Source organism: Kitasatospora sp. NPDC023385 (genome assembly GCF_055664045.1).
In genome coordinates this window covers 63561-87881 of sequence record NZ_JBVOOL010000001.1, presented here as the reverse complement: position 1 = coordinate 87881, position 24321 = coordinate 63561, and the positions used below count along the sequence as shown (strand labels likewise).

24 protein-coding genes, 1 tRNA gene and 1 riboswitch are annotated in these 24321 nt (G+C 72.7%); of the genes, 14 read left to right on the top strand and 11 right to left on the bottom strand.

Annotated features, from left to right (window positions below):
* Window positions 1-36: 36 nt before the first annotated feature.
* The 4 genes from AC0B61_RS00400 to AC0B61_RS00385 all read right to left on the bottom strand — a co-directional run bounded on the left by AC0B61_RS00400 (window position 37) and on the right by AC0B61_RS00385 (window position 3440).
* Window positions 37-780, bottom strand: coding sequence for a cobalt-precorrin-6A reductase (locus AC0B61_RS00400; protein ID WP_471738344.1), 744 nt, complete (start codon window positions 778-780; stop codon window positions 37-39).
* Window positions 780-1541, bottom strand: a complete 762-nt coding sequence (gene cobM / locus AC0B61_RS00395) for a precorrin-4 C(11)-methyltransferase (protein WP_471738343.1) — start codon at window positions 1539-1541, stop codon at window positions 780-782. Before cobM ends, AC0B61_RS00400 begins: the two co-directional genes overlap by 1 nt.
* The gene (cbiE, locus tag AC0B61_RS00390) at window positions 1538-2776 is read right to left on the bottom strand and encodes a precorrin-6y C5,15-methyltransferase (decarboxylating) subunit CbiE (RefSeq protein WP_471738342.1); all 1239 of its coding nucleotides are present in this window, start codon (window positions 2774-2776) and stop codon (window positions 1538-1540) included. The genes cobM and cbiE overlap by 4 nt, the downstream gene beginning before the upstream one ends.
* Before the next feature lie 217 nt (window positions 2777-2993).
* Complete coding sequence (locus tag AC0B61_RS00385) at window positions 2994-3440, bottom strand: gamma-glutamylcyclotransferase family protein (protein WP_471738341.1); 447 nt, start codon at window positions 3438-3440, stop codon at window positions 2994-2996.
* Between the two features lie 147 nt (window positions 3441-3587).
* Here AC0B61_RS00385 and AC0B61_RS00380 point away from each other — a divergent pair, with 147 nt between their 5' ends.
* Complete coding sequence (locus AC0B61_RS00380) at window positions 3588-4637, top strand: EamA family transporter (RefSeq protein ID WP_471738340.1); 1050 nt, start codon at window positions 3588-3590, stop codon at window positions 4635-4637.
* On the opposite strand, the gene AC0B61_RS00375 is transcribed toward AC0B61_RS00380, so the two are convergent.
* Window positions 4564-5196 (bottom strand): dihydrofolate reductase family protein, encoded by a 633-nt coding sequence (locus tag AC0B61_RS00375; protein ID WP_471738339.1) that lies wholly within the window; start codon window positions 5194-5196, stop codon window positions 4564-4566. The two genes, AC0B61_RS00380 and AC0B61_RS00375, sit on opposite strands and share 74 nt — an antisense overlap.
* A gap of 183 nt (window positions 5197-5379) precedes the next feature.
* Between AC0B61_RS00375 and AC0B61_RS00370 the strand changes: the two genes are divergently transcribed.
* A complete protein-coding gene (locus AC0B61_RS00370; protein WP_471738338.1) occupies window positions 5380-5955 on the top strand; it encodes a TetR/AcrR family transcriptional regulator in 576 nt (191 codons plus the stop codon).
* 142 nt (window positions 5956-6097) lie between these two features.
* On the opposite strand, the gene AC0B61_RS00365 is transcribed toward AC0B61_RS00370, so the two are convergent.
* The gene (locus AC0B61_RS00365) at window positions 6098-6661 is read right to left on the bottom strand and encodes an EF-hand domain-containing protein (RefSeq protein ID WP_471738337.1); all 564 of its coding nucleotides are present in this window, start codon (window positions 6659-6661) and stop codon (window positions 6098-6100) included.
* A 134-nt stretch (window positions 6662-6795) separates the two neighbouring features.
* Window positions 6796-7206: a cytidine/deoxycytidylate deaminase family protein gene (locus tag AC0B61_RS00360; RefSeq protein WP_471738336.1), complete on the bottom strand. Its 411-nt coding sequence runs from the start codon at window positions 7204-7206 to the stop codon at window positions 6796-6798.
* A gap of 232 nt (window positions 7207-7438) precedes the next feature.
* Window positions 7439-7535: riboswitch (ZMP/ZTP riboswitch) on the top strand.
* Window positions 7536-7555: 20 nt separating this feature from the next.
* On the opposite strand from AC0B61_RS00360, the gene AC0B61_RS00355 reads away from it, so the two are divergent.
* On the top strand, window positions 7556-9013 hold the full coding sequence (locus tag AC0B61_RS00355) for a glycine hydroxymethyltransferase (RefSeq protein ID WP_471738335.1): 1458 nt from the start codon (window positions 7556-7558) through the stop codon (window positions 9011-9013).
* Here the strand turns inward: AC0B61_RS00355 and AC0B61_RS00350 are convergent.
* The gene (locus AC0B61_RS00350) at window positions 8989-9315 is read right to left on the bottom strand and encodes an aldehyde dehydrogenase family protein (protein ID WP_471738334.1); all 327 of its coding nucleotides are present in this window, start codon (window positions 9313-9315) and stop codon (window positions 8989-8991) included. The genes AC0B61_RS00355 and AC0B61_RS00350 overlap by 25 nt on opposite strands.
* Window positions 9316-9566: 251 nt before the next feature.
* Here AC0B61_RS00350 and AC0B61_RS00345 point away from each other — a divergent pair, with 251 nt between their 5' ends.
* Window positions 9567-10568, top strand: coding sequence for a class I SAM-dependent methyltransferase (locus tag AC0B61_RS00345; protein WP_471738333.1), 1002 nt, complete (start codon window positions 9567-9569; stop codon window positions 10566-10568).
* A gap of 124 nt (window positions 10569-10692) precedes the next feature.
* On the opposite strand, the gene AC0B61_RS00340 is transcribed toward AC0B61_RS00345, so the two are convergent.
* Together AC0B61_RS00340 and AC0B61_RS00335 are read right to left on the bottom strand one after the other, a co-directional pair.
* Window positions 10693-12369: an APC family permease gene (locus AC0B61_RS00340; protein WP_471738332.1), complete on the bottom strand. Its 1677-nt coding sequence runs from the start codon at window positions 12367-12369 to the stop codon at window positions 10693-10695.
* Window positions 12370-12707: 338 nt separating this feature from the next.
* Window positions 12708-12792 (bottom strand) — tRNA-Leu (locus tag AC0B61_RS00335).
* A gap of 344 nt (window positions 12793-13136) precedes the next feature.
* Between AC0B61_RS00335 and AC0B61_RS00330 the strand changes: the two genes are divergently transcribed.
* A complete protein-coding gene (locus tag AC0B61_RS00330) occupies window positions 13137-13703 on the top strand; it encodes an ATP-binding protein (RefSeq protein ID WP_471738331.1) in 567 nt (188 codons plus the stop codon).
* 63 nt (window positions 13704-13766) lie between these two features.
* On the opposite strand, the gene idi is transcribed toward AC0B61_RS00330, so the two are convergent.
* Window positions 13767-14354, bottom strand: a complete 588-nt coding sequence (gene idi / locus AC0B61_RS00325) for an isopentenyl-diphosphate Delta-isomerase (protein ID WP_471738819.1) — start codon at window positions 14352-14354, stop codon at window positions 13767-13769.
* A gap of 645 nt (window positions 14355-14999) precedes the next feature.
* Between idi and AC0B61_RS00320 the strand changes: the two genes are divergently transcribed.
* The 9 genes from AC0B61_RS00320 (at window position 15000) to hpnE (ending at window position 24148) form a co-directional block, all read left to right on the top strand.
* Window positions 15000-15755, top strand: a complete 756-nt coding sequence (locus AC0B61_RS00320; protein WP_471738330.1) for a phosphocholine cytidylyltransferase family protein — start codon at window positions 15000-15002, stop codon at window positions 15753-15755.
* Window positions 15743-16804, top strand: coding sequence for an iron-containing alcohol dehydrogenase family protein (locus AC0B61_RS00315; RefSeq protein WP_471738329.1), 1062 nt, complete (start codon window positions 15743-15745; stop codon window positions 16802-16804). Before AC0B61_RS00320 ends, AC0B61_RS00315 begins: the two co-directional genes overlap by 13 nt.
* A 91-nt stretch (window positions 16805-16895) precedes the next feature.
* Window positions 16896-17633, top strand: coding sequence for a CDP-alcohol phosphatidyltransferase family protein (locus AC0B61_RS00310; protein ID WP_471738818.1), 738 nt, complete (start codon window positions 16896-16898; stop codon window positions 17631-17633).
* A gap of 89 nt (window positions 17634-17722) precedes the next feature.
* A complete protein-coding gene (locus tag AC0B61_RS00305) occupies window positions 17723-18568 on the top strand; it encodes a glycosyltransferase family 2 protein (RefSeq protein WP_471738817.1) in 846 nt (281 codons plus the stop codon).
* 145 nt (window positions 18569-18713) lie between these two features.
* On the top strand, window positions 18714-19655 hold the full coding sequence (locus tag AC0B61_RS00300; protein WP_471738328.1) for an ABC transporter permease: 942 nt from the start codon (window positions 18714-18716) through the stop codon (window positions 19653-19655).
* Window positions 19648-20457, top strand: a complete 810-nt coding sequence (locus AC0B61_RS00295; RefSeq protein WP_471738327.1) for an ABC transporter ATP-binding protein — start codon at window positions 19648-19650, stop codon at window positions 20455-20457. The genes AC0B61_RS00300 and AC0B61_RS00295 overlap by 8 nt, the downstream gene beginning before the upstream one ends.
* A gap of 286 nt (window positions 20458-20743) precedes the next feature.
* Complete coding sequence (gene hpnC, locus AC0B61_RS00290) at window positions 20744-21688, top strand: squalene synthase HpnC (protein WP_471738326.1); 945 nt, start codon at window positions 20744-20746, stop codon at window positions 21686-21688.
* Between the two features lie 41 nt (window positions 21689-21729).
* Complete coding sequence (hpnD, locus tag AC0B61_RS00285) at window positions 21730-22587, top strand: presqualene diphosphate synthase HpnD (protein ID WP_471738816.1); 858 nt, start codon at window positions 21730-21732, stop codon at window positions 22585-22587.
* A gap of 127 nt (window positions 22588-22714) precedes the next feature.
* Window positions 22715-24148: a hydroxysqualene dehydroxylase HpnE gene (gene hpnE, locus AC0B61_RS00280; protein WP_471738325.1), complete on the top strand. Its 1434-nt coding sequence runs from the start codon at window positions 22715-22717 to the stop codon at window positions 24146-24148.
* Window positions 24149-24321 lie beyond the last annotated feature (173 nt).

The following is a 24321-nucleotide window of genomic DNA, read 5'->3' as shown; positions in this document are numbered from 1 at the left end:
GTCGGCGGGGCCGCCCGGCAATTCCACCAGTGGGACTCAGCCCGGTTGCTCCAGCCAGCGCAGCGCGCCCGCGACGTCCGGCGCGACCGGCACGCCGTCCGGTACCGGCGGACGGCCCACCATGACCACGGGCAGCCCGAGTTCGCGGGCGGCCGTCAGCTTGGGGGCGGTCGCGGCGCCGCCGCTGTCCTTGGTGACCAGGACGTCGATGCGGTGTTCGCGCAGCAGGGCCCGTTCGCCGTCGAGCGTGAACGGCCCCCGGTCCAGCAGGACTTCGAAGGAGGGCGGCAGCGGCGGCTCGGGCGGGTCCACCGAGCGGGCGAGGAAGTGGACCCCGTCGAGGTGCGCGAACGCGGCGACGCCCTGCCGTCCGATGGTGAGGAAGACCCGCTCCCCTTGGCGCGGAAGCAGTTCGGCCGCCGCCGCGGCGAGCGAGGGGACGGGGAGCCAGCGGTCCCCGGTGACCGGCGCGAAGCCGGGGCGGCGCAGCACCAGCAGCGGCACGCCGGTGGCGGCGGCCGCGAGTGCGGCGTTGTGGGAGATGCCGGCGGCGAACGGGTGAGTGGCGTCCACGACGGCGTCCACCTGTTCGGCGCGCAGCCAGTCGGCCAGGCCGTCCGGGCCGCCGAAGCCGCCGATCCGGACCTCTCCGGCGGGCAGCCGGGGGCGGGCGACCCGGCCGGCCAGCGAGCTGGTGACCCGCAGCGACGGACGGCCGTCGAGGGCGGCGGCCAGCGCCCGCCCCTCCGTCGTCCCGCCGAGGACGAGCAGGTGCCGCATCACGCCCCGCAGGGCTCGTGCGGGCGCTCGCGGTCCGCCGAGTAGAGGTGGCTGTCGCGGAAGTGCTCGGCGGCGAGGGTGCGGCCGACGATGATGACGGCGGTGCGGACCACACCCGCCGCCTTGACCTGTTCGGCGATGTCGCCGACGGTGCCGCGCAGCACCAGCTCGTCGGGGCGGCTGGCCATCGCGACGACGGCGGCCGGGCAGTCGGCGCCGTAGTGCGGGAGCAACTGCTCGACCACGTCGTCCACGTACCCGGCGGCCAGGTGCAGCACCAGCAGGGCGCCGCTGCGGCCGAGGGTGGCGAGGTCCTCGCCTTCGGGCATCGGGGTGGCGCGCTTGGCGATCCGGGTCAGGATGACGGTCTGGCCGACGGTCGGCACGGTCAACTCCCGCTTCAGCGCTGCCGCGGCGGCGGCGAAGGCGGGTACGCCGGGAACGACCTCGTACGGGATCCCCGCCGCGTCCAGGCGGCGCATCTGCTCGGCGACGGCGGAGAACACGGACGGGTCGCCGGAGTGCAGCCGGGCCACGTCATGGCCCTCGCCGTGGGCGCGGGCCATCTCGTCGATGATCAGGTCCAGCGTCATCCGGGCGGTGTCGATGAGCCGGGCCCCGGGCGGGCACTCGTTCAGCAGTTCGCGCGGGACGAGGCTGCCGGCGTAGAGGCAGACGTCGGCGCGGGCCAGGAGGCGCTGGCCGCGCAGGGTGATCAGGTCGGCGGCGCCCGGGCCGGCGCCGATGAAATAGACGGTCACGAGGCGTCCTCCTGGGGGTTTTCGGTCTTGACGGCGGACCACTGGGTGACCGGCATTGCCTGGCGCCACCCGGTGAAGCCGCCCACTGGGACGGCGTGGGCGACGGCGAGCTTGACGAGCTCACCGCCGTGGCGCCGGTACCACTCGGCGAGCAGCGCCTCGGACTCCAGCGTCACGGTGTTGGCGACGAGTCGGCCGCCCGGGCGCAGGGCCGCCCAGCAACGGTTCAGCAGGCCGGGCGCGGTGAGGCCGCCGCCGATGAACACGGCGTCGGGGGCCGGGAGTTCGGCGAGTGCGGCGGGGGCGGGGCCGGTCACCACGCGCAGCCGGGGCACGCCGAGCGCGGCGGCGTTGCGGGCGATCCGGTCGGCGCGGGCGGGGTCGCGCTCGACGGTGACGGCTCGGCAGTCGCGGTGGGCGCGCAGCCACTCGATGGCGATCGAGCCGGAGCCGCCGCCGACGTCCCAGAGCAGTTCGCCGGGGGAGGGCGCGAGGGTGGCGAGGGTGGCGGCGCGGACGTGCCGCTTGGTGAGCTGGCCGTCGCTCTCGTACGCCGCGTCGGGCAGGCCGGGGACGAGGGAGGTGCGGGGGCCGTCGCCGAGGTCGACGGCGATGACGTTCAGCGGGTCGCCGGGCGGGTGCGGCCAGCCGTCGGCGGGGCCGTCCAGGTGCCGCTCGGCGGGCGCACCGAGCTGCTCGAGCACGTGCAGCCGGGCGTTGCCGTAGCCGCGGGCGGTGAGCAATGCGGCGACGGCGGCCGGGGTGGCGGCGTCGGCGCTGAGCACCAGCAGGCGGCGGCGAGGGTGGAGGGCGAACGCGAGGGTGTCCAGCGGGCGGCCGACCAGGCTGACCACCTCCGTCGCCTCCAGCGGCCAGCCGAGCCGGGCGCAGGCGTAGGCGACCGAGGAGGGGTGCGGCAGGACGCGCAGGTGTTCGGCGCCGACGGTCTCGGCGAGGGTGCGGCCGATGCCGTAGAACATCGGGTCGCCGCTGGCCAGGACGGCGACGCGGCGGTCGGCGTGGGCGGCGAGCAGGCCGGGGACGGCCGGGCGTAGCGGGGAGGGCCAGGGGACGCGCTCGGCGGTCACCTCCTCGGGGGGCAGCAGGTCCAGCTGGCGGGGGCCGCCGACGACCACCTCGGCGTTCCGCAGCGCGGCCCGTGCGGTGGCGGCCAGGCCGGACCAGCCGTCGGCCCCGATCCCGACGACGGTGATCGGGGATGGCAGCTGGGGCACCGGGTGGCTCCTCGTCGTTCGATCCGGGGGCGGCGCCAGCGATCCCGCTGGCCGGGGCAGCCTACCTGGCGGTATTCGGGCGGTACGCGGGTGGTTCGGGCTGGATCCCGGGGGTGACAGCTGACAGCTGACAGATCACAGCGAACAGATGACAGCGAACAGATGACAGCGAACAGATAACAGATTTCAAACTCTGTCATCTGTCATTGGTCGTCTGTCACCCGTCACCCGTTCTCCGTGGTCCGTCTCCCCAGTCCCCCGACTCGATCAGTGCCGGTCGTTCGTGCAGCCGCGCCTCGGCCGTCGGCCCGGCGAGGTACACCCAGGCCTCCCGCAACTCGCCCGCCGCCGTCCGCACCGCCATCCGTCGGCGCACGTACAGTCCGGTCCCGTCCGCCCGGCACTCCTCCAGCGTGTCCAGGGCCGCCAGCGCTCCGGCGTACGCGCTGGGGCGGACAGTGATCAGCTCGCCCGTGATCCGGCGCCCGGGCGTCGTGTCCGGCACCGCGTACGGGAAGCCGGGGCCCGCGTGCAGCGAGGCACCGTCCAGCGCCGCCGGACGGATGTCCGTGCAGCGTCCGGCCAGGTGGACGGCGTGGTTGCGGCCGCCGCTGCGCAGGGTGCCGTAAACGAAGAACGGCAGGGCGTCCTCGGATGCGGACACGGGTGCGACCTCCTCGCGTTCGAGCTCCTCGCTGGGGCGCGCCCACGGTACGTCCTGCGGTCCGGTTCGTGATACCGACTGGCGCGCCGGGCCGCCGATGCGCTGTCATGGCTGGTGTTCGGCCAGCACCGTCCAAGGGGGACACGCATGACATCGCCAGCCTCGCCGCAACCGGCCACCACCCCCACCACACCCACCAGCCCCGCAACCCCACCAGCCGCCCCCACCTCCCTCGGCAAAGCCGCCCCGGCCCCCCGCCTCGGCGGCGCGGTCTGGCTGGCCCTCGCAGTGGTGTACGTCGTCTGGGGCTCGACCTACCTGGCGATCCGGATCGCCGTGGAGACGATGCCCTCCTTCCTCTCCGCCGCCGCCCGCTTCCTCACCGCAGGCCTTCTGCTGGCCGGCTACCTGCTGGTGCGTCAGGGCCCGGCCGGACTGAAGGTGAGCGGGCGGCAGTTGGCCTCCGCCGCCCTGGTCGGCGTGCTGCTGCTGACCGGCGGCAACGGGCTTGTGGTCCTGGGCGAGACCTCCGTGCCCTCCGGCCTGGCCGCCCTGCTGGTGGCCGCCGTCCCGCTGTGGATGGTGGTGCTGACGGCCTTCGGCGGCGAGCGCCCGAAGCCGGCCGAGCTTGCCGGGGTGCTGCTCGGACTGGTGGGCCTCGGAGTGCTGTCGGCTCCGGCGATCGGCGGGTCCATCAAGCCGCTGGGCGTGATCCTGATCATCTTCGCCACGCTGCTCTGGGCCCTCGGCTCCTTCGCGAGCAAGAAGATCCCGATGCCGGCCAACGTGCTCGCCGCGAGCGCGTACCAGATGCTGGCCGGCGGGGTCTGCAACCTGCTGATCGGGTTGGTGCGCGGTGAGCAGCGCGGGTTGGACCTCGGGGCCGTCTCCGGCCGTTCGTGGCTGGCCCTCGCGTACCTGGTGCTGTTCGGCTCGCTGCTCGCCTTCACCGCGTACGCCTGGCTGCTGCGCGCCGCCCCGCTGACGCTCGTCGCCACGTACGCGTACGTGAACCCGGTGGTCGCGGTGCTGCTGGGCTGGCTGGTCCTGGCCGAGCCGCTGACCGGCCCGACGCTCGCGGGCGGGGCGATCGTGGTGGCGGGCGTCTGCCTGGTGGTGAGCGTCAGCCGGCGGTCGGGGCGGTCCGGGCGTCCGGGGCGTCCGGCGAAGGCGAAGGCGACGTCCGCGCGTAGGTGAGGATGACGTTCCCGCGCTCGAAGATCCGGCTGTCGGTGAGCGTGAAGGCGCGCGGCTCGAAGTCCGCGCGGAACAGCGGGATGCCCGCCCCGGCCACCACCGGGTACTGCTTGATGATCAGTTCGTCGATCTCGGGCAGCAGCTGACCTGCCAGGTCGGCGCCGCCGCAGAGCCAGATGCCGAGCCCGTCCTCCTGCTTGAGCCGGCGTACGACGCTCAGCGGGTCCTCGGCGGTGACCTCCACCGCCGGGTCCGGGCTCGTCCCCAGGGTGCGGGAGAAGACGATCTGCCGCAGGTGGGCGTACGGGCTGGTGAGCCCGACGGCCAGCCCCGGATCGTAGGTGCCGCGGCCCATGACCACGGTGTCGAAGCGCTTGTTGGGGGCGTCCGCGACGCCGACCGCCGCGCGGCCGGGGGTGGGGAGGGTCTCCGGGTACTCGGAGAAGAGCGTCGGGGCGTAGTCGGCGGTGAGGTGCGGGAGGAAGAAGTCGAAATCGCCGTTCGGAGCGGCGATGAAGCCGTCGATGGTGGCGCCGATGAAGTAGCTGAGCTTGCGCATCCGGGTCCTTGGGGTCGAGGTACGGGGTCGTCGGCGGTACGGGTTCGGTCGCGGGGTGCGGGGCGGATTCGGCCCGCGCCGCGAACAACTGCAGTTATAGTACTTCGCATGTAGTGGTTGCAAGTGCTTTCAGGGCACCGGACCCCTGGAGGCGCGAGAAAGCGCAGGAGAGAGAATCGGCCCATGGTCCAGAACCCCGCCCGCCGCACCGCCCTCGCCGACGCCGCCATCGAGGTCCTCGCCCGCGAGGGCGCCCGCGGCCTCACCTTCCGCGCGGTCGACGCCCAGGCCGGCGTCCCCAACGGCACGGCCTCCAACTACTTCGCCAACCGGGACCACCTGCTCCACCAGACCGCCCGGCACATCCACCACCGGATCACCCCGGACCCGGAGGTCGTCGCCGAGCTGCTGCGCGCCCCCCGTGACCGCGCCCTGGTCGCGGCCCTCATGCACGACCTCGTTCGCCGCATCACCGCCGACCGGGCCGGGTACCTCGCGATGCTCGAACTGCGCCTGGAGGCGACCCGCCGCCCCGAACTCCGGGCCCAGCTCACCGGCACCATCCGGGACGACCTTGACGCCAACATCGCCTACCACCTGGGCGAGGGCTTCCCCGGCGACCGGGAGACCGTCGTCGTGCTCTACCTCGCCATGACCGGCCTGGTCATCGAACACCTCACCCTGCCCGAGGTGTTGGGCGTCGACGGCCTCGCGGCGCTGGTCGACACCGTCGTCGAGCGGATCGTCCCGACGGCCTGAACGGGACGCTCCCCTCGCCGGCCCCGCCCCGCCCCGCCCCCGCCCCCGCCCCCGCGCATCGGGCTCGCGGGGACGGCCTCCGCCTGACGCGGCGGTCGCGAGGGCGGCGGTGGCGAGGCCGGCGTCGGTGGCCGGCGGCGAGTCAGAAGGCGTAGGGGGGCTTCCCCGTCCACCAGTTGCCCGGCGCGTCCGGGTCGCGGCTGGTCCAGTACTCGATGATCGCGTTGGTGAACTCGGCTGCGGACAGCACGCCGTCGCCGTCGGTGTCGAGGTGTCGGAAGGCCGTGTCGGCGTCGTCGCGGCTGAGGCCGGCGAAGTGGCCGCGTTGGAAGACGAAGAACTCGCCGGCGTCCACGGTTCCGCTGCGGTCGGCGTCGGCGATGGCGAGGAAGGCTTCGGCGAGTGCGCCGAGGCTGTCGCGCGCGGCTTCGGGATCGTCGGCGAGCGAGCCGGTGGAGGTGGTGAACTGGTGGCGGTTGATCGCCTCGGTGCCTACGGGCAGCCCGGCGAGGTGCAGGTCGTGCCAGATCGTCAGGTAGGCGCGGACGATGGCGGCCTCCGCCGCCGAGCCTTCCTGGTGGCCGAGGGAGCGGGCCACCGAGTGGCCCATCAGGAGGTGGTCCCGTTCGGTGATCAGTCCGTCGCCGTCGGCGTCGAGGTGATCGAAGCCGTGATTGATCTTCGCGATGAGCAGGTCGTCCGACAATGTGCCCCCTCGGGCTGGCGATTCCTCGGTCTGTCGCGTCACATCGCCTGCACGCTAACGCCTTGAGCCGCACTCGCGCAGTCGAACGAAGGGCCCACGGTCGGTCCGGTTCACCCGCCGGGCTCGTCCGCGGCTCAGTCGCCCTGGTGGTCCGCCCAGACGTACGTCTCCGGCAGCAGGTCCAGCACCGGCACGCTGCGCAGCCCGGACCCCTGCCCGACGATGATCCGCACCTGCGGGAAGTAGTCGATCAGCACCTGCCGGCAGCGCCCGCACGGCGGGATCACCCCGCGTTCCCGGTCGCCGACCGCCACCACGGTGGTGAGCTCGTACGCCCCTTGCCCGGCCGCCGCCCCGATGAGCACCAGCTCCGCGCACGGCCCGCCGGTGAAGTGGTAGGCGTTCAGGGCGGTGACGATCCGGCCGTCGGCGTTGCGCCCGGCCGCTGCCACGGTGTGGTTGTCGCCCCGGGCGTGCCGCCGTACGACCTCCAGGGCTGCCTCGACGAGTTCCGTGTCGACGTTCGGCTGATCGCTCTCGGACATATCCGGTACACCTCTCCGGTCGGACCTGACAGCTTCGATCATGAACCGTCCGCCCCCGGTCGTGCCAACCCTCTGCGCCGACCCACGAGGACCGCACGCACCAGCGCCGCGCCGGGGCGGTGGGGTACCGGGGCGGTGATGTGTCGGGGCGGGTGGGTCTCGGGGCGGCGTTCCGCACTCTGAGACCGCACCCTGCGACCTCCGCCCCGGCCCGTCCGATGTTGGTACCATCCCGATGAGCCGCGACTGGCGCGTAGGGATGGAATCAACCATCGGGAAGCGGCCCCGTGAAACCTCACGTGTCGTTGCCGAGCGCCTGGGCCATCCGCATCCCCGTCAGGAGACCGCCTTGGCCCAGCAGCCCCACACCGCAGCGACCCCCGTCGCCGACACCGCCTTCCGCAGCGCCCTCGACGTGGTCGCCGGCGTCGAACCCAGGATCGCCGCCGCCATCGGCCGGGAGCTGGCGGACCAGCGCGCCTCGCTCAAGCTGATCGCCAGCGAGAACTACGCCTCCCCGGCCGTGCTGCTCGCCATGGGCAACTGGCTCAGCGACAAGTACGCCGAGGGCACCGCCGGCCGCCGCTTCTACGCGGGCTGCCGCAACGTCGACACCGTCGAGACCATCGCCGCCGAGCACGCCCGTGAACTGTTCGGCGCCGACCACGCCTACGTCCAGCCGCACTCCGGCATCGACGCCAACCTCACCGCCTTCTGGGCCGTCCTCTCGCAGCGGGTCGAGAGCCCGGCACTGGAGCGCGCCGAGGTCCGCAACGTCAACGACCTCACCGAGGAGGACTGGGCGAGGCTGCGCCACGAGCTCGGCAACCAGCGGATGCTCGGCATGTCGCTGGACACCGGCGGCCACCTCACCCACGGCTTCCGCCCCAACATCTCGGGCAAGATGTTCGAGCAGCGCAGTTACGGCACCGACCCGGTGACCGGTCTGATCGACTACGACGCGCTGCGCGAGACGGCCCGCGAGTTCCGCCCGCTGATCATCGTGGCGGGCTACTCCGCCTACCCCCGGCTGGTGAACTTCCGGACGATGCGCGAGATCGCGGACGAGGTCGGCGCCACCCTCATGGTCGACATGGCGCACTTCGCCGGCCTGGTCGCGGGCAAGGTGCTGACCGGCGACCACGACCCCGTGCCGCACGCCCACATCGTCACCACGACGACCCACAAGTCCCTGCGCGGTCCGCGCGGCGGCATGGTGCTGTGCACGTCCGAGCTGGCCGAGCACGTCGATCGGGGCTGCCCGCTGGTCCTCGGCGGCCCGCTCTCGCACGTCATGGCCGCCAAGGCGGTCGCCCTCGCCGAGGCCCGCCGCCCCGAGTTCCAGGAGTACGCCCGCGCCGTCGTCACCAACGCCCAGGCTCTCGCCGAGGGCCTGCTGCGTCGCGGCGGCAAGCTGGTCACCGGCGGCACCGACAACCACCTCGTCCTCGCCGACGTCTCCGGCTACGGCCTGACCGGCCGCCAGGCCGAGGCGGCACTGCTCGACTCGGGCATCGTCACCAACCGCAACTCCGTCCCGCAGGACCCGAACGGCGCCTGGTACACCTCGGGCGTCCGCCTCGGCACCCCGGCCCTCACCACCCGCGGCCTCGGCATCGCCGAGATGGACGAGATCGCCGAGCTGATCGACACCGTCCTGCGCGCCACCAGCCCCGCCACCACGGCCGCCGGCGCTCCGTCCAAGGCCAACCACACCCTCGACGCCGCCCTGCGCGACGCCGTCTCCAAGCGCGCCGCCGACCTCCTCGCCCCGTACCCCCTCTACCCGGGCGTCGACCTCGTCTGAGGCCACCGCGCGATGCGTCCGGGGGTGCCGGGCCCTTCCCTGACACCCCCGATAGCACCCCAATCGCCCTGGTACTGCGGCGACTTGTACGGCAGGAACTCCTCCAGCCCGTGGCGGACCAGCTCACGGCCGAGGCCGGAGCCCTGGTAGCCGCCGAAGGATGCGGGCGGGTTGAAGCGGCCGCCGTCGAGGTCGACCCGGCCGGTGTCGAGGTCGACCTGGCCGGTGCCGAAGCGGCGGGCGAAGGCGGTGGTGGTGTCGGTGTCGCGGGCCCAGACGCCGCCGGCGAATGTGCCGGTCACCCCGGGCCGAACCGCGCGGTGTACCTCCGGCGGCTCCGTGACGGTTACGGAAAATCCTTGTGCGGAAACCTCCACACGGTGGTCGGTGCGCGGGTACATTGCAGCGAACTCAGTTGCGGTGCCCTCCCGTTGGCGATGCTTCGACGCGCCGCGCGCGGTCGAGGGCCGGCGCGTGCTGCCTCCGGCGGGTGCTGCCGTCCCCTGCTGAGCTTCGGTCCGACATCCGCAGGTCCATGCCCGAAGGAGTTCCAATGACCGACGCCGCCTTGCCGGGCGAGCCGCAGCAGCACGTCGAGCCGGCGAGTCTGGACGACGTCCAGGGGTGGTTCTGGGACCACGACCGGCATTCCTTCGACTGGTTCCTCGGACGGCAGGAGAAGACCGGTGCCACCGGCGACCTGCTGGAGATGGGGGCCTACCTCGGCCGCAGCGCGATCGTGATCGGCGAACACCTGCAACCCGGCGAGACGTTCACGGTCTGCGACCTCTTCGACTCGGACGCGCCCGACGACGAGAACGCCGCCGAGATGGACCTGTCCTACCGCAAGACGCTGACCCGCTCGGCCTTCGAGACCAACTACCTCGCCTTCCACGACGAGTTGCCGGAGATCATCCAGGCTCCGACCTCCGTCCTGGCCCGCGGGCGCATACCCGCCGGCGCCTTCCGCTTCATCCACATCGACGCCTCCCACCTGTACGAGCACGTCGTGGGCGACCTCCAGGTGGCCCGGGTCGCGTTGCAGCCCCAGGGCGTCGTCGTACTGGACGACTACCGGGCCCAGCACACCCCGGGCGTCGCGGCCGCGACCTGGGAGGCCGTGTTCAACCACGGGCTCAGGCCGGTCCTGCTCACCGAGTGCAAGTTCTACGGCACCTGGGGAGACCCGGAGCCGTTCCAGCGCGAGCTGCTCGACGGGGTCGACCTCGCGGCCGGCTGCCGCCTGAGCGCCGACAGCCTCAACGGGCGCCGGGTCCTGCGCATGACCGGCGACTCGGAGGGCATCGCCCCGTTCCGGGGTTCGCGCCACCAGGCGCGGCTGGCCGCCGAGTCGGTCCGGCACGAGGCCCTGCGGTCCGCGGAGGAAGCCCGCCGGTCGGTCCGGTCGGACCGGGACGAGGCCGCCCTCGACCTCGCGGCCCGGCGGGCCCGGGCCGCCGAGGCGCGCCGCCCCGTCAACGTCGCCAAGCGCGCGGCCCGGGACCTCCTCCCGCCGGTCGTCACCTCCGTCATCCGCCGCGCCCGCCGCGGCTGACCGGCCGGCGACCCGCGCCTGTACAACCCCCGCGCCCGCACGCCCCCCGTCGCCCGCACATCCCCCTCCGGAGACGCCGAAGGGCCGGTCGGAACACCGACCGGCCCTCACCACGACGTACGGCTCAGACCCGCGAGGTCTCACCCTCCGCAGCCTGCACCGAAGCGGCGCCCGCCGCGCCCGCGGCCTCCGCAGCCTCCGCGTCCGCCAGTTCCTGCCGGACGGCGGCCAGCGACGGGTTGGCCCAGGCGCTGGCGACGCCCCAGCGGTAGAACGCGAGCCCGATGACGGCGACGATCAGCAGGTCCCAGCCCTGCGGCAGGTACCCCTGTCCGCCGAAGTCGCTGCTGCCGGCCCAGGAGACGCCGGCCATCACGAACAGGTAGGCGACCATCCAGGCGCCCGCCTTCAGGTGCGGCTTCAGCTCGGCGAAGGGCTTGCGCAGCTCGTACCAGGCCCAGATCGGCAGGCCGGCGGCCATCAGCAGGATGACCTTGCCGGTGAGCGGCCAGCGGGCCCAGTAGAGCACCAGCGAGCCGAACACCATGGCGACCGGGGCGATGACCGGCATGGCGCGCAGCCGGACCGGCCGCGGCAGGTCCGGGGCGAGGCGGCGCAGCGCCATCACGGCGACCGGGCCGGTGATGTACGAGATCACGGTGGCCACCGAGACGATCTCGGCCAGCGAGCCCCAGCCGCGGAAGACGGCGAGGAACAGGAAGGCGACCACCAGGTTGAGCACCAGCGCGGGGCGCGGGATGCCGGTCTTGGCGTCGACCTTGCCGAAGATCTTGGGCAGGTGGCCGTTCTCCTGCACGCCGTGGATCATGCGCGAGGTGGTGGCGGCGTAGATCATGCCGGTGCCGGACGGCGAGATGAAGGCGTCCGCGTACAGCGTGATCGCGAGCCAGTTGAGGCCCCAGGCGATGGCGAGGTCGGCCAGCGGCGAGGTGTAGCCGAGCCCGCTCCAGCCGTTCGCGAGGTCGCCGCCCGGGATGGCGCCGATGAAGGCGATCTGCAGCGCGACGTAGATCACCAGGGCGATCAGGATCGAGCCGATGACGGCCTTGGGCAGCGACTTGCCGGGGTTGCGGGCTTCGCCGGCCAGGTTGAGCGGGGACTGGAAGCCGTTGAAGGCCCAGACGATGCCGGACACCGCGACGGCGGTGAACACCGCGCTCCAGCCGTTCGGCGCGAAGCCGCCGGGGTTGGTGAAGTGTGCGGTGTCGAAGTGCGCGAAGAGCAGCGCGCCGGCGGTCAGCGTCGGCACGACGACCTTGAAGACCGTGATCGCGGTGTTGGTCTTGGCGAACAGCGTGATCGCGAACCAGTTGAGGGCGAAGTAGACGATCAGCAGCACGCTGGCCAGCGCCACACCGCTGAGAGTCAGCTCCTGGCCGTCGAAGAGCCCCTTCGCCCACCCGAAGTGCCAGGAGCTCATGTACTGGACGGAGGCGGTGGCCTCGCCCGGGATGACCGAGACGATGGCGATCCAGTTGGCCCAGGCGGCGAGGTAGCCGGCCAGCGACCCGTGCGAGTACTGGCCGTAGCGGACCATGCCGCCGGCCTTGGGGAACATCGACCCCAGCTCGCTGTAGGTGAGGGCGATGGTCAGAGCCACTGCGGCGCCGATCACCCAGGCGAGGATCGAGGCCGGCCCGGCGAGCTTGGCGGCCCGTTCGGCGCCGAACAGCCACCCGGATCCGATGATCGACCCCAGCCCCACCGCGGTCAGGCTGATGGTGCCGAGCGATCGGCGGTAGTTCTGGTGTGATGCCGTCGAGGATTCGCTCTCACTCAACGTATCGGTCCTTTCGCTCGGGGTTCATCGGCTGGTGTCGGTGTTTTTGCGGTTTTGAGTCGGCATTCCGGACAAACGCACAGCAGCTTATGGTCCGAAAACGGGCGAATACCTCAGGGGAAGCTCAAACCGTCCGATCGTTGCCATCTCGTGTCCGGTTTCCGGGCCGGCGAGCCCCTGCGGAGAGACCGGCGCCACATCGGCGCGGGGCTGGTGATCGCGGAGAGCCCACCGAGAAGCGACCGTCGGCCGGGAAACGCCGTCGGCCGAGAAACGCCGACGGCCGGAAAAGGAAATTCCCCGTGGGTTCCTTTCGGATCCCACGGGGAATTCGTCTGTGTCCGAGGGGGGACTTGAACCCCCACGCCCGATAAAGGGCACTAGCACCTCAAGCTAGCGCGTCTGCCATTCCGCCACCCGGACGGGGTGTGCTGCTTCGGAGGTTTCTCTCGCCCCCTCGGCGACAGAGAGAACATTACCAGGGTTCCGGAGTGCTTCTCACCTGCGTTTCCTCGGGCCCGCGCCCCGGGCCCGCCGCACGGCTGGGGAGGCGCGCCGTACCCGGCACGGGGGCCCGCCGCACAGGTTGGTACGGCTGGCGAACGCGCTCGACCCCCGCCCGAACCGATGGCGACCGCGAAGGAACCGGTCGACTCCAGCGCCTCGCGCGGTCGGTTCCGGGCGGAAAGTGATCCGACACGGGCAACTTGTCGACGGTGCCACAGCCGTCGGGACGGCTCTCCTAGCCTCTGTGGACCGAGGGCGCCATGAGCGGATCGCCTGATTCCCGGGTCGCGGACGAAGGGCGGCTGGACGTGGAGCAGATCAGCGGGACGGCGGAGGCCGAACCCAGACGCGACAGGCCGGGGAACGGGCCGGGCGCCGCAGCCGCGCCCGGCGGCCCGGCCGAGGGGGTGTGGCGCTTCCCGGTGCCCGCCGCCCAGGCCTCGGTGCCGCGCACCCGGCACGCGGTGCGCGACCGCCTGCTGGCCCAGGGCATGGCCGGGGTGCGCTACCAGGAGCTGGTGGACGACCTGCTGCTGATCGTCTCGGAGCTGGTGAGCAACGCGGTGACGCACGCCGCCGAGCTGTCGCCCGAGGTGGTCACCGAACTGTCGGTGCGCGGGGGCTGGGTGCGGGTGTCGGTCGAGGACGGCGATCCGTACCGGCCGAAGGCCCTGGAGAACGACACCGGGCGCACCGGCGGGCGCGGCCTCCTGCTGGTGAAGAGCGTCACGCTGCAGGCCGGCGGGGTGTGCGACGTCGAGCGGACGGGGGAGGGCGGCAAGGTCATCTGGGCCTCCCTGCCCGTCCCCCCGGAGCCCGAGCGCTGAGCGGCCCCGCCCGAGCGCGGCCCGGCCCGAGCGCGGCCGTCCGCTCCGCGGGGCCGGGGCCGACTACCAGTCCCGCCCGGCGATCTCCCGGATCCCCGGCAGCGCCGCCTCGAAGACGGTCTCGAACCAGACCGAGAACGGCCGCTCGGCCCGCAGCTCCTGCAGCTCCTGCGCGCTCACGAAGGCGAAGTCGTCCACCTCGTCCGGGTTCGGCTCGACCGGCGCGGTGACCAGTCCCACGAAGAGGTGGTTCCACTCCCGCTCGATCAGCCCGGAGGCCTCGTCCGGCAGGTCGTAGCGCACGGTGCCGGCCTCGCAGAGCAGTGCGGGCGCGACGCCCAGCTCCTCGGCGGTGCGCCGGGCGGCGGCGACGAACGGGGGTTCGTCCGGGTACGGGTGGCCGCAGCAGGTGTTCGACCAGACGCCGGGGGAGTGGTACTTGCCGAGGGCGCGACGCTGGAGCAGCAGCCGGCCCTGGCGGTCGAAGAGGAACACCGAGAAGGCGCGGTGCAGCCGGCCCGGCTGCTGGTGGGCCCAGTGCTTCTCGGCGGTGCCGATGGTGACGCCCTCGTCGTCGACCAGTTCCAACAGGATCTCGGTGCCGGTGGCCGGGGTGCCGGGAGCCGAGGCGGCCCGCGGGTCGACCGTCACGTCGGTCTCCACGTCGAGACCGGTGTCGATCTCGGCGCCGAAGTGCGTCGGGTCGGTCGGCAGACTCTGGGGCATGGGGCCTCTTTCGGGGAGCGGGAGCAACGGGAGCATCGGGTGGGTCCGGCGCACGGGATGGAGCGCGGCGGACGCAGCGGGGGCACCGGCGCCGGCGTCGGACTCCAGTCTGCCGTATGGGTGGCGCCCGGCAGGGGTTCCACGCACAACCGGGCGGATCATGACCCGGGGGAGTCGGAATCCGCGCAGAGACGGGTCCGAGAAGCGCCCGTAAGGGTCATCCCCGTCGCAGAATCGTTCGACGCCCGTTCGGTGGCCGTTCGACCGGTCCGGCGGGACCCGGCGGCACTCGGTGGGACACGGCGGGATACGGCGGTACACGGCGGGGATCCGACCGGGCTCGGCGGGAGCCGCCGGGAGCCCGGAGTCACCTCGTCGTCACCTTGCCGTTCCCGGGCGCGTTCGGGCGGATCGTCCAAGTCGCCTACCATCACATACGACACGGTGCCCGGACCTGTGCAGGTACCGGCGCGCCGCTGCCCGGCCCGGTCGCACGCCGGTCCGGCGGAGCAGCGGCCGCGCCCCCTCGGCACAATCCGCGCGCACAGCACGACGGATCAGGAGACCCGCATGATCGGCCTCGTTCTGGCAGCCGGCGCCGGCCGCCGGCTGCGCCCGTACACCGACACCCTGCCGAAGGCGCTGGTGCCGGTCGACGGGGAGCGGACCGTCCTGGACCTCACCCTCGGCAACTTCGCCGAGGTCGGACTGCGGGAGGCCGCGATCGTCGTCGGCTACCGCAAGGAGGCGGTGTACGACCGCAAGGACGCCCTGGAGGCCGAGTACGGCGTCAAGCTCCACCTCGTCGAGAACGACAAGGCCGAGGAGTGGAACAACGCGTACTCGCTCTGGTGCGCCCGCGAGCTGTTCACCGAGGGCCTGCTGCTGGCCAACGGCGACACCGTCCACCCCGCCTCCGTCCAGCGCACCATGCTGGAGGGCAACCGGCGCCTGATCGACGACGGCGCCGCCCCGGGGATCCTGCTCGCCCTCGACACGGTGAAGAAGCTCGCCGACGAGGAGATGAAGGTCGTCGTCGACCCGGCCGCCGGCATGCGCCGCATCACCAAGCTGATGGATCCGGCCGAGGCGAGCGGCGAGTACATCGGCGTCACCGTGATCAACCCGTCCGCCGCCGCCGACCTGACCGACGCGCTGCGCGCCACCTACGAGCGCGACCCGCAGCTGTACTACGAGGACGGCTACCAGGAGATGGTCGACCGCGGCCTGCGCATCGACGTGCAGCCGATCGGCGAGGTCTCCTGGGTCGAGGTCGACAACCACGACGACCTGGCGAAGGCGCGGGAGATCGCGTGCCGGTACTGACCCGACTGGTCCCGTCGCCGTTGTTCGTGGAGATCCGGTCGGGCGCGCTGGACGCGCTCGGCGGGATCCTCGCGGACCAGCGGCTGTCGGCTTCGGGCCGGATCGCGGTGGCGATCAGCAACGGCTCCGGCGCGGCCATGCGCCGGCGCCTGGAGCCGGCCCTGCCGGGCGCCGACTGGTACAACGTGGACGACGGCAGCCTGGACAGCGCGGTGCGCCTGGCCGAGGCGATGCGCGGAGGGCACTACGACGCGATCGTGGGCCTCGGCGGCGGCAAGATCATCGACGCCGCCAAGTACGCCGCCGCCCGGGTCGGCCTGCCGTTGGTCGCGGTCGCCACCAACCTGGCCCACGACGGCATCTGCTCGCCGGTCTCCACGCTCGACAACGACGCCGGCCGGGGCTCCTACGGGGTGCCCAGCCCGATCGGCATCATCGTCGACCTGGACGTGATCCGGGAGGCCCCGCAGCGCTTCGTGGCGGCCGGCATCGGCGACGTCGTCTCGAACATCTCGGCCTGCGCGGACTGGGAGTTGTCGCACGCGGTCACCGGCGAGCCGGTCGACGGGCTGGCCGTCGCGATGGCCCGTTCGGCGGGCGAGAACCTGCTCCGGCATCCAGGGAACACTCAGGATCAGGACCTCCTGACGGCCCTCGCCGAAGCCCTGGTACTGTCCGGCATCGCGATGAACATCGCGGGCAGCACCCGGCCCTCGTCGGGCGCCTGCCACGAGATCTCGCACGCCCTGGACGTGCTGTACCCCAAGCGGTCCGCCCAGCACGGCGAACAGGTCGGCCTCGGCGCCGCGTTCGCCGGGTTCCTGCGGGGCGAGCACGAGCTGACCGGTCTGATCGTGGAGCGCCTGGCGAGCCACGGCCTGCCGGTGACCGCGGCTCAGATCGGTTTCACCGACGCGGAGTTCACCGAAGCGGTGCACTACGCTCCGAACACCCGGCCAGGGCGCTTCACCATCCTGGAACACCTCGACCTCTCCCCTTCCGCAATCAGGGACGCGTACGCCGACTATGTCCAAGCCGTCAACAGCTGACCCCTCCACCACGGGCGCCGAACGGCCCCCGGTGGACCTGACCCGCCGGCCCTCGATCGAGGAACTGCGCGCGGTGATCCACCCGGAGGGCATGCTCCAGCGTCGCAGCGCCGAGCACTGGGCCGGGCGCCTGTACATGCGGAGGATCTCGCTGCGGATCACCCGCGTGCTCTCCACCGTGACGGCGATCACGCCCAACGGACTGACGTACCTGATGATGCTCACCGGCATCCTGGCCGGCGCCGCGCTGGTCCTGCCGGGCATCGTCGGCGCGGTCCTGGGCGCGCTGCTGATCCAGGTCTACCTGCTGCTGGACTGCGTGGACGGCGAGGTGGCCCGCTGGCGCCGGCAGACCTCGCTCACCGGCGTCTACCTGGACCGGGTCGGCCACTACATGTCCGAGGCGGCCCTGCTGACCGGCCTCGGCCTGCGCGCCACCGACCTGCTGCACCGCGAGGGCGGCGGCTCGCACTGGGAGTGGGCCTTCCTCGGCACGCTGGCGGCGCTCGGCGCGATCCTGATCAAGTCCGAGACGGACCTGGTGGACGTGGCCCGGGCCCGCAGCGGTCTGACCGCCGTCGAGGACAGCGCCTCGGTGCCGCGATCGACCACCGTCGCGAAGGCCCGCCGTGCGGCCTCCCTGCTGAAGTTCCACCGGCTGGTCGGCGCGGTCGAGGCCTCGCTGTTCATCCTCGCCGCCGGCATCGCCGACGCCGTGCACGGCGGGCTCTTCTTCACCCGGCTCGCGGTGGTCGTCCTGGCGGCGATCGCCATGCTGCAGACCGTGCTGCACCTGCTGAGCATCGTCCTCTCCAGCAGGCTGCGATGAGCGGGCGGAACGAGCGGACGACCGCGACGCGCGCCGCCGACGCCGTCGGCACCGCGGCGGACTTCCGCCTCGGCGCCGTGATCATCACGATGGGCAACCGGCCGGCCGAGCTCAACGCCCTGATCGAGGCCGTCCGCGCCCAGGAGGGCCCGGCGGTCGAGCTGGCCGTGGTCGGCAACGGCGCCCCGCTGCCGCCGCTGCCGGAGGGCGTGCGCACCGTGGAGCTGCCGGAGAACCTCGGCATCCCGGGCGGGCGCAACGTCGGCATCGAGCTGTTCGGCCGGGACGGCGAGGAGGTCGACGCCGTCCTCTTCCTGGACGACGACGGGAACCTGCCGCGCACCGACTCGGCCCGGCTGCTGCGCGAGGCCTTCACGGCCGACCCGGAGCTGGGCATCGTCTCCTTCCGGATCGCCGATCCGGACACCGGCGTCACCCAGCGCCGGCACGTGCCCCGGCTGCGCGCCAGCGACCCGCTGCGCTCGTCCCGGGTGACCACCTTCCTGGGCGGCGCGAGCGCGGTGCGCTGCAAGGTGTTCGAGCAGGCCGGCCAGCTGCCCGCGGAGTTCTTCTACGCGCACGAGGAGACCGACCTCGCGTGGCGCGCGGCGGACGCGGGCTGGGCCATCGACTACCGCGCGGACGTGGTGCTGCACCACCCCTCGACCTCGCCCGCTCGGCACGCCTCCTACTTCCACAACGTGGCCCGCAACCGGGTCTGGCTCGCCAGGCGGAACCTTCCGGCCCTGTTGGTGCCTCTCTACCTGGGAACCTGGTTTCTGCTGACCCTCGCCCGACGGCCCTCCCCCGAGGCGCTGAAGGCGTGGTGGGCCGGATTCCGGGCGGGCTGGCGCGAACCCTGTGGTCCGCGGCGGCCCATGCGTTGGCGTACCGTTTGGCAACTGACCAGCCTGGGCCGACCACCGATCATCTGATCTGATCAAATGGTCGATCGTTGCGGCCGGTGACCACACACCGGCCGGCTCCCCCCGAGACCCCCAGTGGATCCCCCTCGGCGCGCGGTCGGCGGACTCCCCCCGTCCACCGGCCGCCCCGACCGATCCCCCGTGAAGGACGAATGTGTCGACAGTGAGTGAACCCGTCAGCCTCTCGGCCCCCAGGGGGGCGGACGCCGGCCTGACCCCCAAGCAGCTCGCCGACAAGTACGGCCTGTCGGTGAGCGGTGCCCGGCCGGGTCTGTTCGCCTACACCAAGCAGCTCTGGGCCCGGCGCCACTTCATCTGGGCCTTCGCCACCGCCCGCCTGGTGGCCCAGTACACCGACGCCAAGCTCGGCCAGCTGTGGCAGGTCGTGACGCCGCTGCTCAACTGCGCGGTGTTCTACCTGGTCTTCGGCGTGATCCTGGCGAACAAGAACGGCTTCCCGCCGGACACCTACATCGCCTGGCTCTGCATCGGCGTCTTCGTCTTCCAGTTCACCCAGAACGCGGTGCAGTCCGGTACCCGGGCGATCTCCGACAACCTCGGTCTGATCCGCGCGCTGCACTTCCCCCGCGCCAGCCTGCCGATCGCCTTCACCGTGATCCAGCTCCAGCAGCTGCTGATCTCGATGGTCGTGCTGGTCGTCACCGTCCTCGCCAGCGGCATCGCCCCCGGCCGGACCTGGCTGCTGGTCCTCCCGGCGCTGATCCTGCAGACGATGTTCAACACCGGCATCTCCCTGATCATGGCCCGGATCGGCGCCAAGACCAGTGACATCTCCCAGCTGATCCCGTTCGTGATGCGGGCCTGGATGTTCCTGTCCGGCGTGATGTTCAGCATCCAGGACCGGGTCCACGAGTGGGCGTACTACATCCAGGTGATCTGCGCCGTGAACCCGGCCTCGGTCTACATGGACCTGCTGCGGCACGCCTTCGCGCCGATCATCTACAACAAGCACCAGACCGCGCACCAGAGCCTGCCGCCGCACCAGTGGACGTACGGCATCCTCTGGGCCGTCGGGCTGTTCGTCATCGGATACGTCTTCTTCTGGAAGGCCGAGGAGGAGTACGGCCGTGGCTGACACCGACCTGAGCAAGCACGACACCGTTCCGAGCTCGGACGCCGTGCGCGAGCCCACCGTCATCGTCGACGACGTGCACATCGTCTACCGGGTGCACGGCGCCGGCTCCGGCAAGGGCAGCGCCACCTCGGCGCTGAGCCGCATCATCAGCCGCAAGCGCGCCGCCGGCGTGCGCGAGGTGCACGCGGTCAAGGGCGTCAGCTTCACCGCCTACAAGGGCGAGGCGATCGGCCTGATCGGCTCCAACGGCTCCGGCAAGTCGACCATGCTGTCGGCCATCGCGGGCCTGCTGCCGACCGAGAAGGGCGGCATCTACACCAACGGCCAGCCCTCGCTGCTCGGCGTCAACGCCGCGCTGATGAACGAGCTCACCGGCGAGCGCAACGTCGTCCTGGGCTGCCTTGCGATGGGGATGTCCCCGGCCGAGGTGCGGGCGCGCTACCAGGAGATCGTCGAATTCTCCGGCATCAACGACAAGGGCGACTTCATCTCCCTGCCGATGCGCACCTACTCCTCCGGCATGGGCGCCCGCCTGCGCTTCTCGATCGCGGCCGCGAAGACCCACGACGTGCTGCTGATCGACGAGGCCCTGGCCACCGGTGACCAGGCCTTCCAGCAGCGCAGCAAGCGGCGGATCGAGGAGCTGCGCGCGTCCGCCGGTACGGTCTTCCTGGTCAGCCACGACAACAACTCGGTCCGCGAGGTCTGCGAGCGGACAATCTGGATCGAGGCCGGCGAACTGATCATGGACGGCCCGACCGACGAGGTCGTCGGCCGCTACGAGCGCGGCGAGCGCCCTTAGCCCCTCCGGGCCCGCCAGGGCCGGTTCCGGAACCTCCGGGACCGGCCCTTCGCCTTGCCCCGTCGTTACCCCGGGTGGCCGCCGCCGCGGGGGTGAGCGCCCCACCCGGCGGGCGGGGCGGTCTTCTCCGGCGCGGCGCGCGGTGTCAGGCTGGTGGCTGCGGGGCCGGTGTGCCGGAGGTGGCGCCCCGCTCGGACGCGTGTCCGAGTCGGGCCGGTCGTACCCAGCGGTGTAGAACGGGGGAGTGACAGCAGTGTCGGCTTCGGCCCAGCCCAGTGATACGCCGGTGAACCGTTCCGCGGGTCAGACCCTGGACAAGGCGGGTGCGGAGAACTTCCCGGTCGCCCCGTTCTTCCTGCCCGCGGCGTGGCGCAACGACCTGATGGCGGTGTACGGCTTCGCCCGCCTCGTCGACGACACCGGCGACGGGGACCTGGCCGACCCGGCCGCCACCGCCCGGCTGCTCGGGGTCGAGTCGGCGCCCCCGGCCACCCCTTCGGCCCAGCCCGGCCCGCCGACCCCGCAGGACGTCGCCTTCCGGCTCGCCCTGCTCGACGGACTGGAGCACGACCTCGACCGGGTGTTCGAGACCACGCTGCACCCCGGAGCCGACCGTCCCCGCCACCCGCTGATGCGCGCCCTCGTCCCGCTCGTCGAACGGCACGGCCTGACCCCCGAACCGTTCCGCCGTCTGATCGAGGCCAACCGGGTGGACCAGACCACCGCTCGCTACGCCACCTACGACGACCTGATCGGCTACTGCACGCTGTCCGCCGACCCGGTCGGCCGCCTCGTGCTGGCCATCGCGGGCGTCTCCACCCCCGAGCGGATCGCGCTGTCCGATGCCGTCTGCAGCGCCCTCCAGGTGGTCGAACACCTGCAGGACGTCGCCGAGGACCTCGCCCGCGGCCGGATCTACCTCCCGACCGAGGACCTGGAGCGCTTCGGCGTCACCGAGACCGACCTCGCCGCCCCCTCGGCCGACGGCGCGGTGCGCGAGCTGATCGCCTTCGAAGCGGAACGGGCCCGCACCCTGCTCGACCGCGGCGCACCATTGGTAGGTACGGTTCGGGGAAGGCTTCGACTGCTCCTGGCGGGATTCACCGCAGGCGGCTATGCGGCCCTGGCGGCCGTCGAGGACGCCGGGTACGACGTGCTCGCCCAGCAGGCGAAGCCGGACAAGCGCCGCCTCGCAGCGAAGGCGGCGGCCATCTTCGCGAAGGGAAGGTGAACGCCCGAGTGGCGGCATCACCACTGGCGTCGGCCCAGGTCATGGCGGCTTACCGGTACTGCGAGGCAGTCACCGGGCTGCAGGCGCGCAACTTCAGCTACGGCATCCGGTTGCTGCCCGAACCCAAGCGGCTGGCCATGTCGGCCCTGTACGCCCTGGCCCGCCGGGTGGACGACATCGGCGACGGCGACCTCCCGGCCGACCGCAAGGCCGAAGCGCTGCTGCGCACCCGGGAACTGGTGGACGAGGTCCGCTCCGGGGTGGTCGCCGAGGACGACACCGACCCGATCAAGGTCGCCCTGGCCGACACGGCCCGGCGCTTCCCGATCCCGCTCGGCGGCTTCGACGAGCTCATCGACGGCGTCGAGATGGACCTCAAGGGCGCCGAGTACCAGACCTACGAGGAACTGAAGGTCTACTGCCGCTGCGTGGCCGGCGCGATCGGCCGGCTCTCCCTGGGCGTCTACGGCTGCGACGACCCCGAGCTCGGGGCGCGCCACGCGGACACCCTGGGCCTGGCGCTGCAGCTCACCAACATCCTGCGCGACCTGCGCGAGGACGCCCTGAACGGCCGCATCTACCTGCCCACCGAGGACCTGGTCCGGTTCGGCTGCGAGCAGGGCTTCGCGCTGCCCAAGCCGCCGGTCGGCGCGGACTTCACCGGCCTGGTGGCCTTCGAGGCCGCCCGCGCCCAGGCCGCCTTCGAGGAGGGACTGCGGCTGCTGCCGATGCTCGACCGCCGCAGCCGCGCCTGCACCGCCGCGATGGCCGGCATCTACCACCGGCTGCTCGGCCGGATCGCCGCCGACCCCGAGTCGGTGCTGCGCGGCCGGGTCTCGCTGCCGGGCTGGGAGAAGGCGTACGTCGCGCTTTCCGGGCTCGCCGGGGGGCGTTCTTGATTCTCACCGCAGTTCTGTCACGCTGTGTCAGCGGGGAATCACGTGCGGGCAGTTCCGTGTTGACCGAACGAGTACCGGCTTCAGTGACCGCCTCCCGGCGGTCCAGCGACTGCAAGGGGGAGGGCCGATGACCGGGCGAGCCGATGCCGCGCGCCCGGCCGCCGTCGTGATCGGCGGCGGTCTGGCCGGAATCACCGCGGCACTGCGCCTGGCCGAGGCAGGTCACCAGGTCACCCTCGCCGAGGGGCGCCCCCGGCTCGGCGGGCTGGCGTTCTCCTTCCAGCGCGGCGACCTGACCGTCGACAACGGCCAGCACGTCTACCTGCGCTGCTGCACCGCCTACCGCGGCCTGCTGGAGCGGCTCGCCGCCACCCGGCTGGCACACTTGCAGGACCGCCTCGACGTCCCGGTGCTGTCCGTCACCGGCCCCGACGCCGCCCCGGTGCGCACCCTCGGGCGGCTGCAGCGGGCCGGCCTGCCCGTCCCGCTGCACCTGGCGGGCAGCCTCGCCCGCTACCCGCACCTGTCCCTGGCCGACCGCGCCCGGGTGGTCCGCGGCGCGCTCGCCCTGAAGGGCCTGGACCTCGACGACCCGGCACTGGACCGGATCTCCTTCGGCGAGTGGCTGCGCCGCAACGGGCAGAACGCGGCCACCCAGGCCGCCCTGTGGGACCTGGTCGGCGTCGCCACCCTGAACGCCCGGGCCGACCAGGTGTCGATGGCGCTCGCCGCGAAGGTGTTCAAGACCGGCCTGCTCTCCGACCCGGGGGCCGCCGACATCGGCATCGCCGCCGCCCCGCTCGGCGCGATCCACCACGACCGGGCGATCACCGAACTGGAACGCCTGGGCGTCAAGGTGCTGCTGCGTGCCCGGGTGGCGGAGCTCAAGCCGTCCGCGCCGCAGCACGCCGTCCGCCTGGAGAGCGGGGAACTGCTCACCGCCGACACCGTCGTCCTGGCCGGCGCCCAGGACAGCGCGGCCGCGCTGCTGCCGCCGAACGCGATCCCGGGGCAGGACCGGCTGGCCGGCTTCGGCACCGCGCCGATCCTCAACGTGCACGTGATCTACGACCGCAAGCTGGTGCGCCGGCCGTTCTTCGCCGCCCTCGGCTCACCGGTCCAGTGGGTCTTCGACCGCACCGCGCACTCCGGCCTGGCCGCCACCCCGCTCGGCCTGGCCCACCCGGGCGCCCAGTACCTGGCGCTCTCGCAGTCCGCGGCGCAGGACGAGATCGACCTGCCGGTCGCCGAGCTGCGCCGCCGCTACCTGCCCGAGCTGAGCCGGCTGCTGCCGGCCGCGGCCGGGGCCCGGGTGCTGGACTTCTTCGTCACCCGGGAGCGCACCGCGACCTTCGACCCCGCTCCGGGTAGCGGGGCACTGCGCCCGCCCGCCCGCACGGACGTCCCTGGCCTGCTGCTGGCCGGCTCGTGGACGGCCACCGGCTGGCCCGCGACCATGGAGGGCGCCGTGCGCAGCGGCCACGCCGCCGCCGACGCCGCGCTCGCCGCGGCCGGCGCCCGGGTGCCGGTGGACCGCGGCGACGGGAGGTGGCCCAGGTGACGGCGGGCCCCGCCGCCGGAGAGCCCGCCAGAGCCGGCGGGCGTACCGTCGAGCGCATCGGCGGAATCGACCGGACCGGCCGCGACGGCCGTACCGACACCGTGGGCACCGGCACCACCCGAATCGACACCAGCCGCACCGACGGCACCCGGCCGCCCCGTGCGGTCCGGCAC

Coding starts and splice junctions, on each gene's coding strand:
- AC0B61_RS00310 (WP_471738818.1), top strand. CDS start 16,896: ATGCTCCAGCGTCGCAGCGCCGAGCACTGGGCCGGGCGCCTGTACATG.
- AC0B61_RS00320 (WP_471738330.1), top strand. CDS start 15,000: ATGATCGGCCTCGTTCTGGCAGCCGGCGCCGGCCGCCGGCTGCGCCCG.
- hpnD (WP_471738816.1), top strand. CDS start 21,730: ATGGCGGCTTACCGGTACTGCGAGGCAGTCACCGGGCTGCAGGCGCGC.
- AC0B61_RS00360 (WP_471738336.1), bottom strand. CDS start 7,206: ATGTCCGAGAGCGATCAGCCGAACGTCGACACGGAACTCGTCGAGGCA.
- AC0B61_RS00400 (WP_471738344.1), bottom strand. CDS start 780: ATGCGGCACCTGCTCGTCCTCGGCGGGACGACGGAGGGGCGGGCGCTG.
- AC0B61_RS00305 (WP_471738817.1), top strand. CDS start 17,723: ATGGGCAACCGGCCGGCCGAGCTCAACGCCCTGATCGAGGCCGTCCGC.
- AC0B61_RS00370 (WP_471738338.1), top strand. CDS start 5,380: ATGGTCCAGAACCCCGCCCGCCGCACCGCCCTCGCCGACGCCGCCATC.
- AC0B61_RS00375 (WP_471738339.1), bottom strand. CDS start 5,196: ATGCGCAAGCTCAGCTACTTCATCGGCGCCACCATCGACGGCTTCATC.
- AC0B61_RS00345 (WP_471738333.1), top strand. CDS start 9,567: ATGACCGACGCCGCCTTGCCGGGCGAGCCGCAGCAGCACGTCGAGCCG.
- AC0B61_RS00330 (WP_471738331.1), top strand. CDS start 13,137: ATGAGCGGATCGCCTGATTCCCGGGTCGCGGACGAAGGGCGGCTGGAC.
- hpnE (WP_471738325.1), top strand. CDS start 22,715: ATGACCGGGCGAGCCGATGCCGCGCGCCCGGCCGCCGTCGTGATCGGC.
- AC0B61_RS00380 (WP_471738340.1), top strand. CDS start 3,588: ATGACATCGCCAGCCTCGCCGCAACCGGCCACCACCCCCACCACACCC.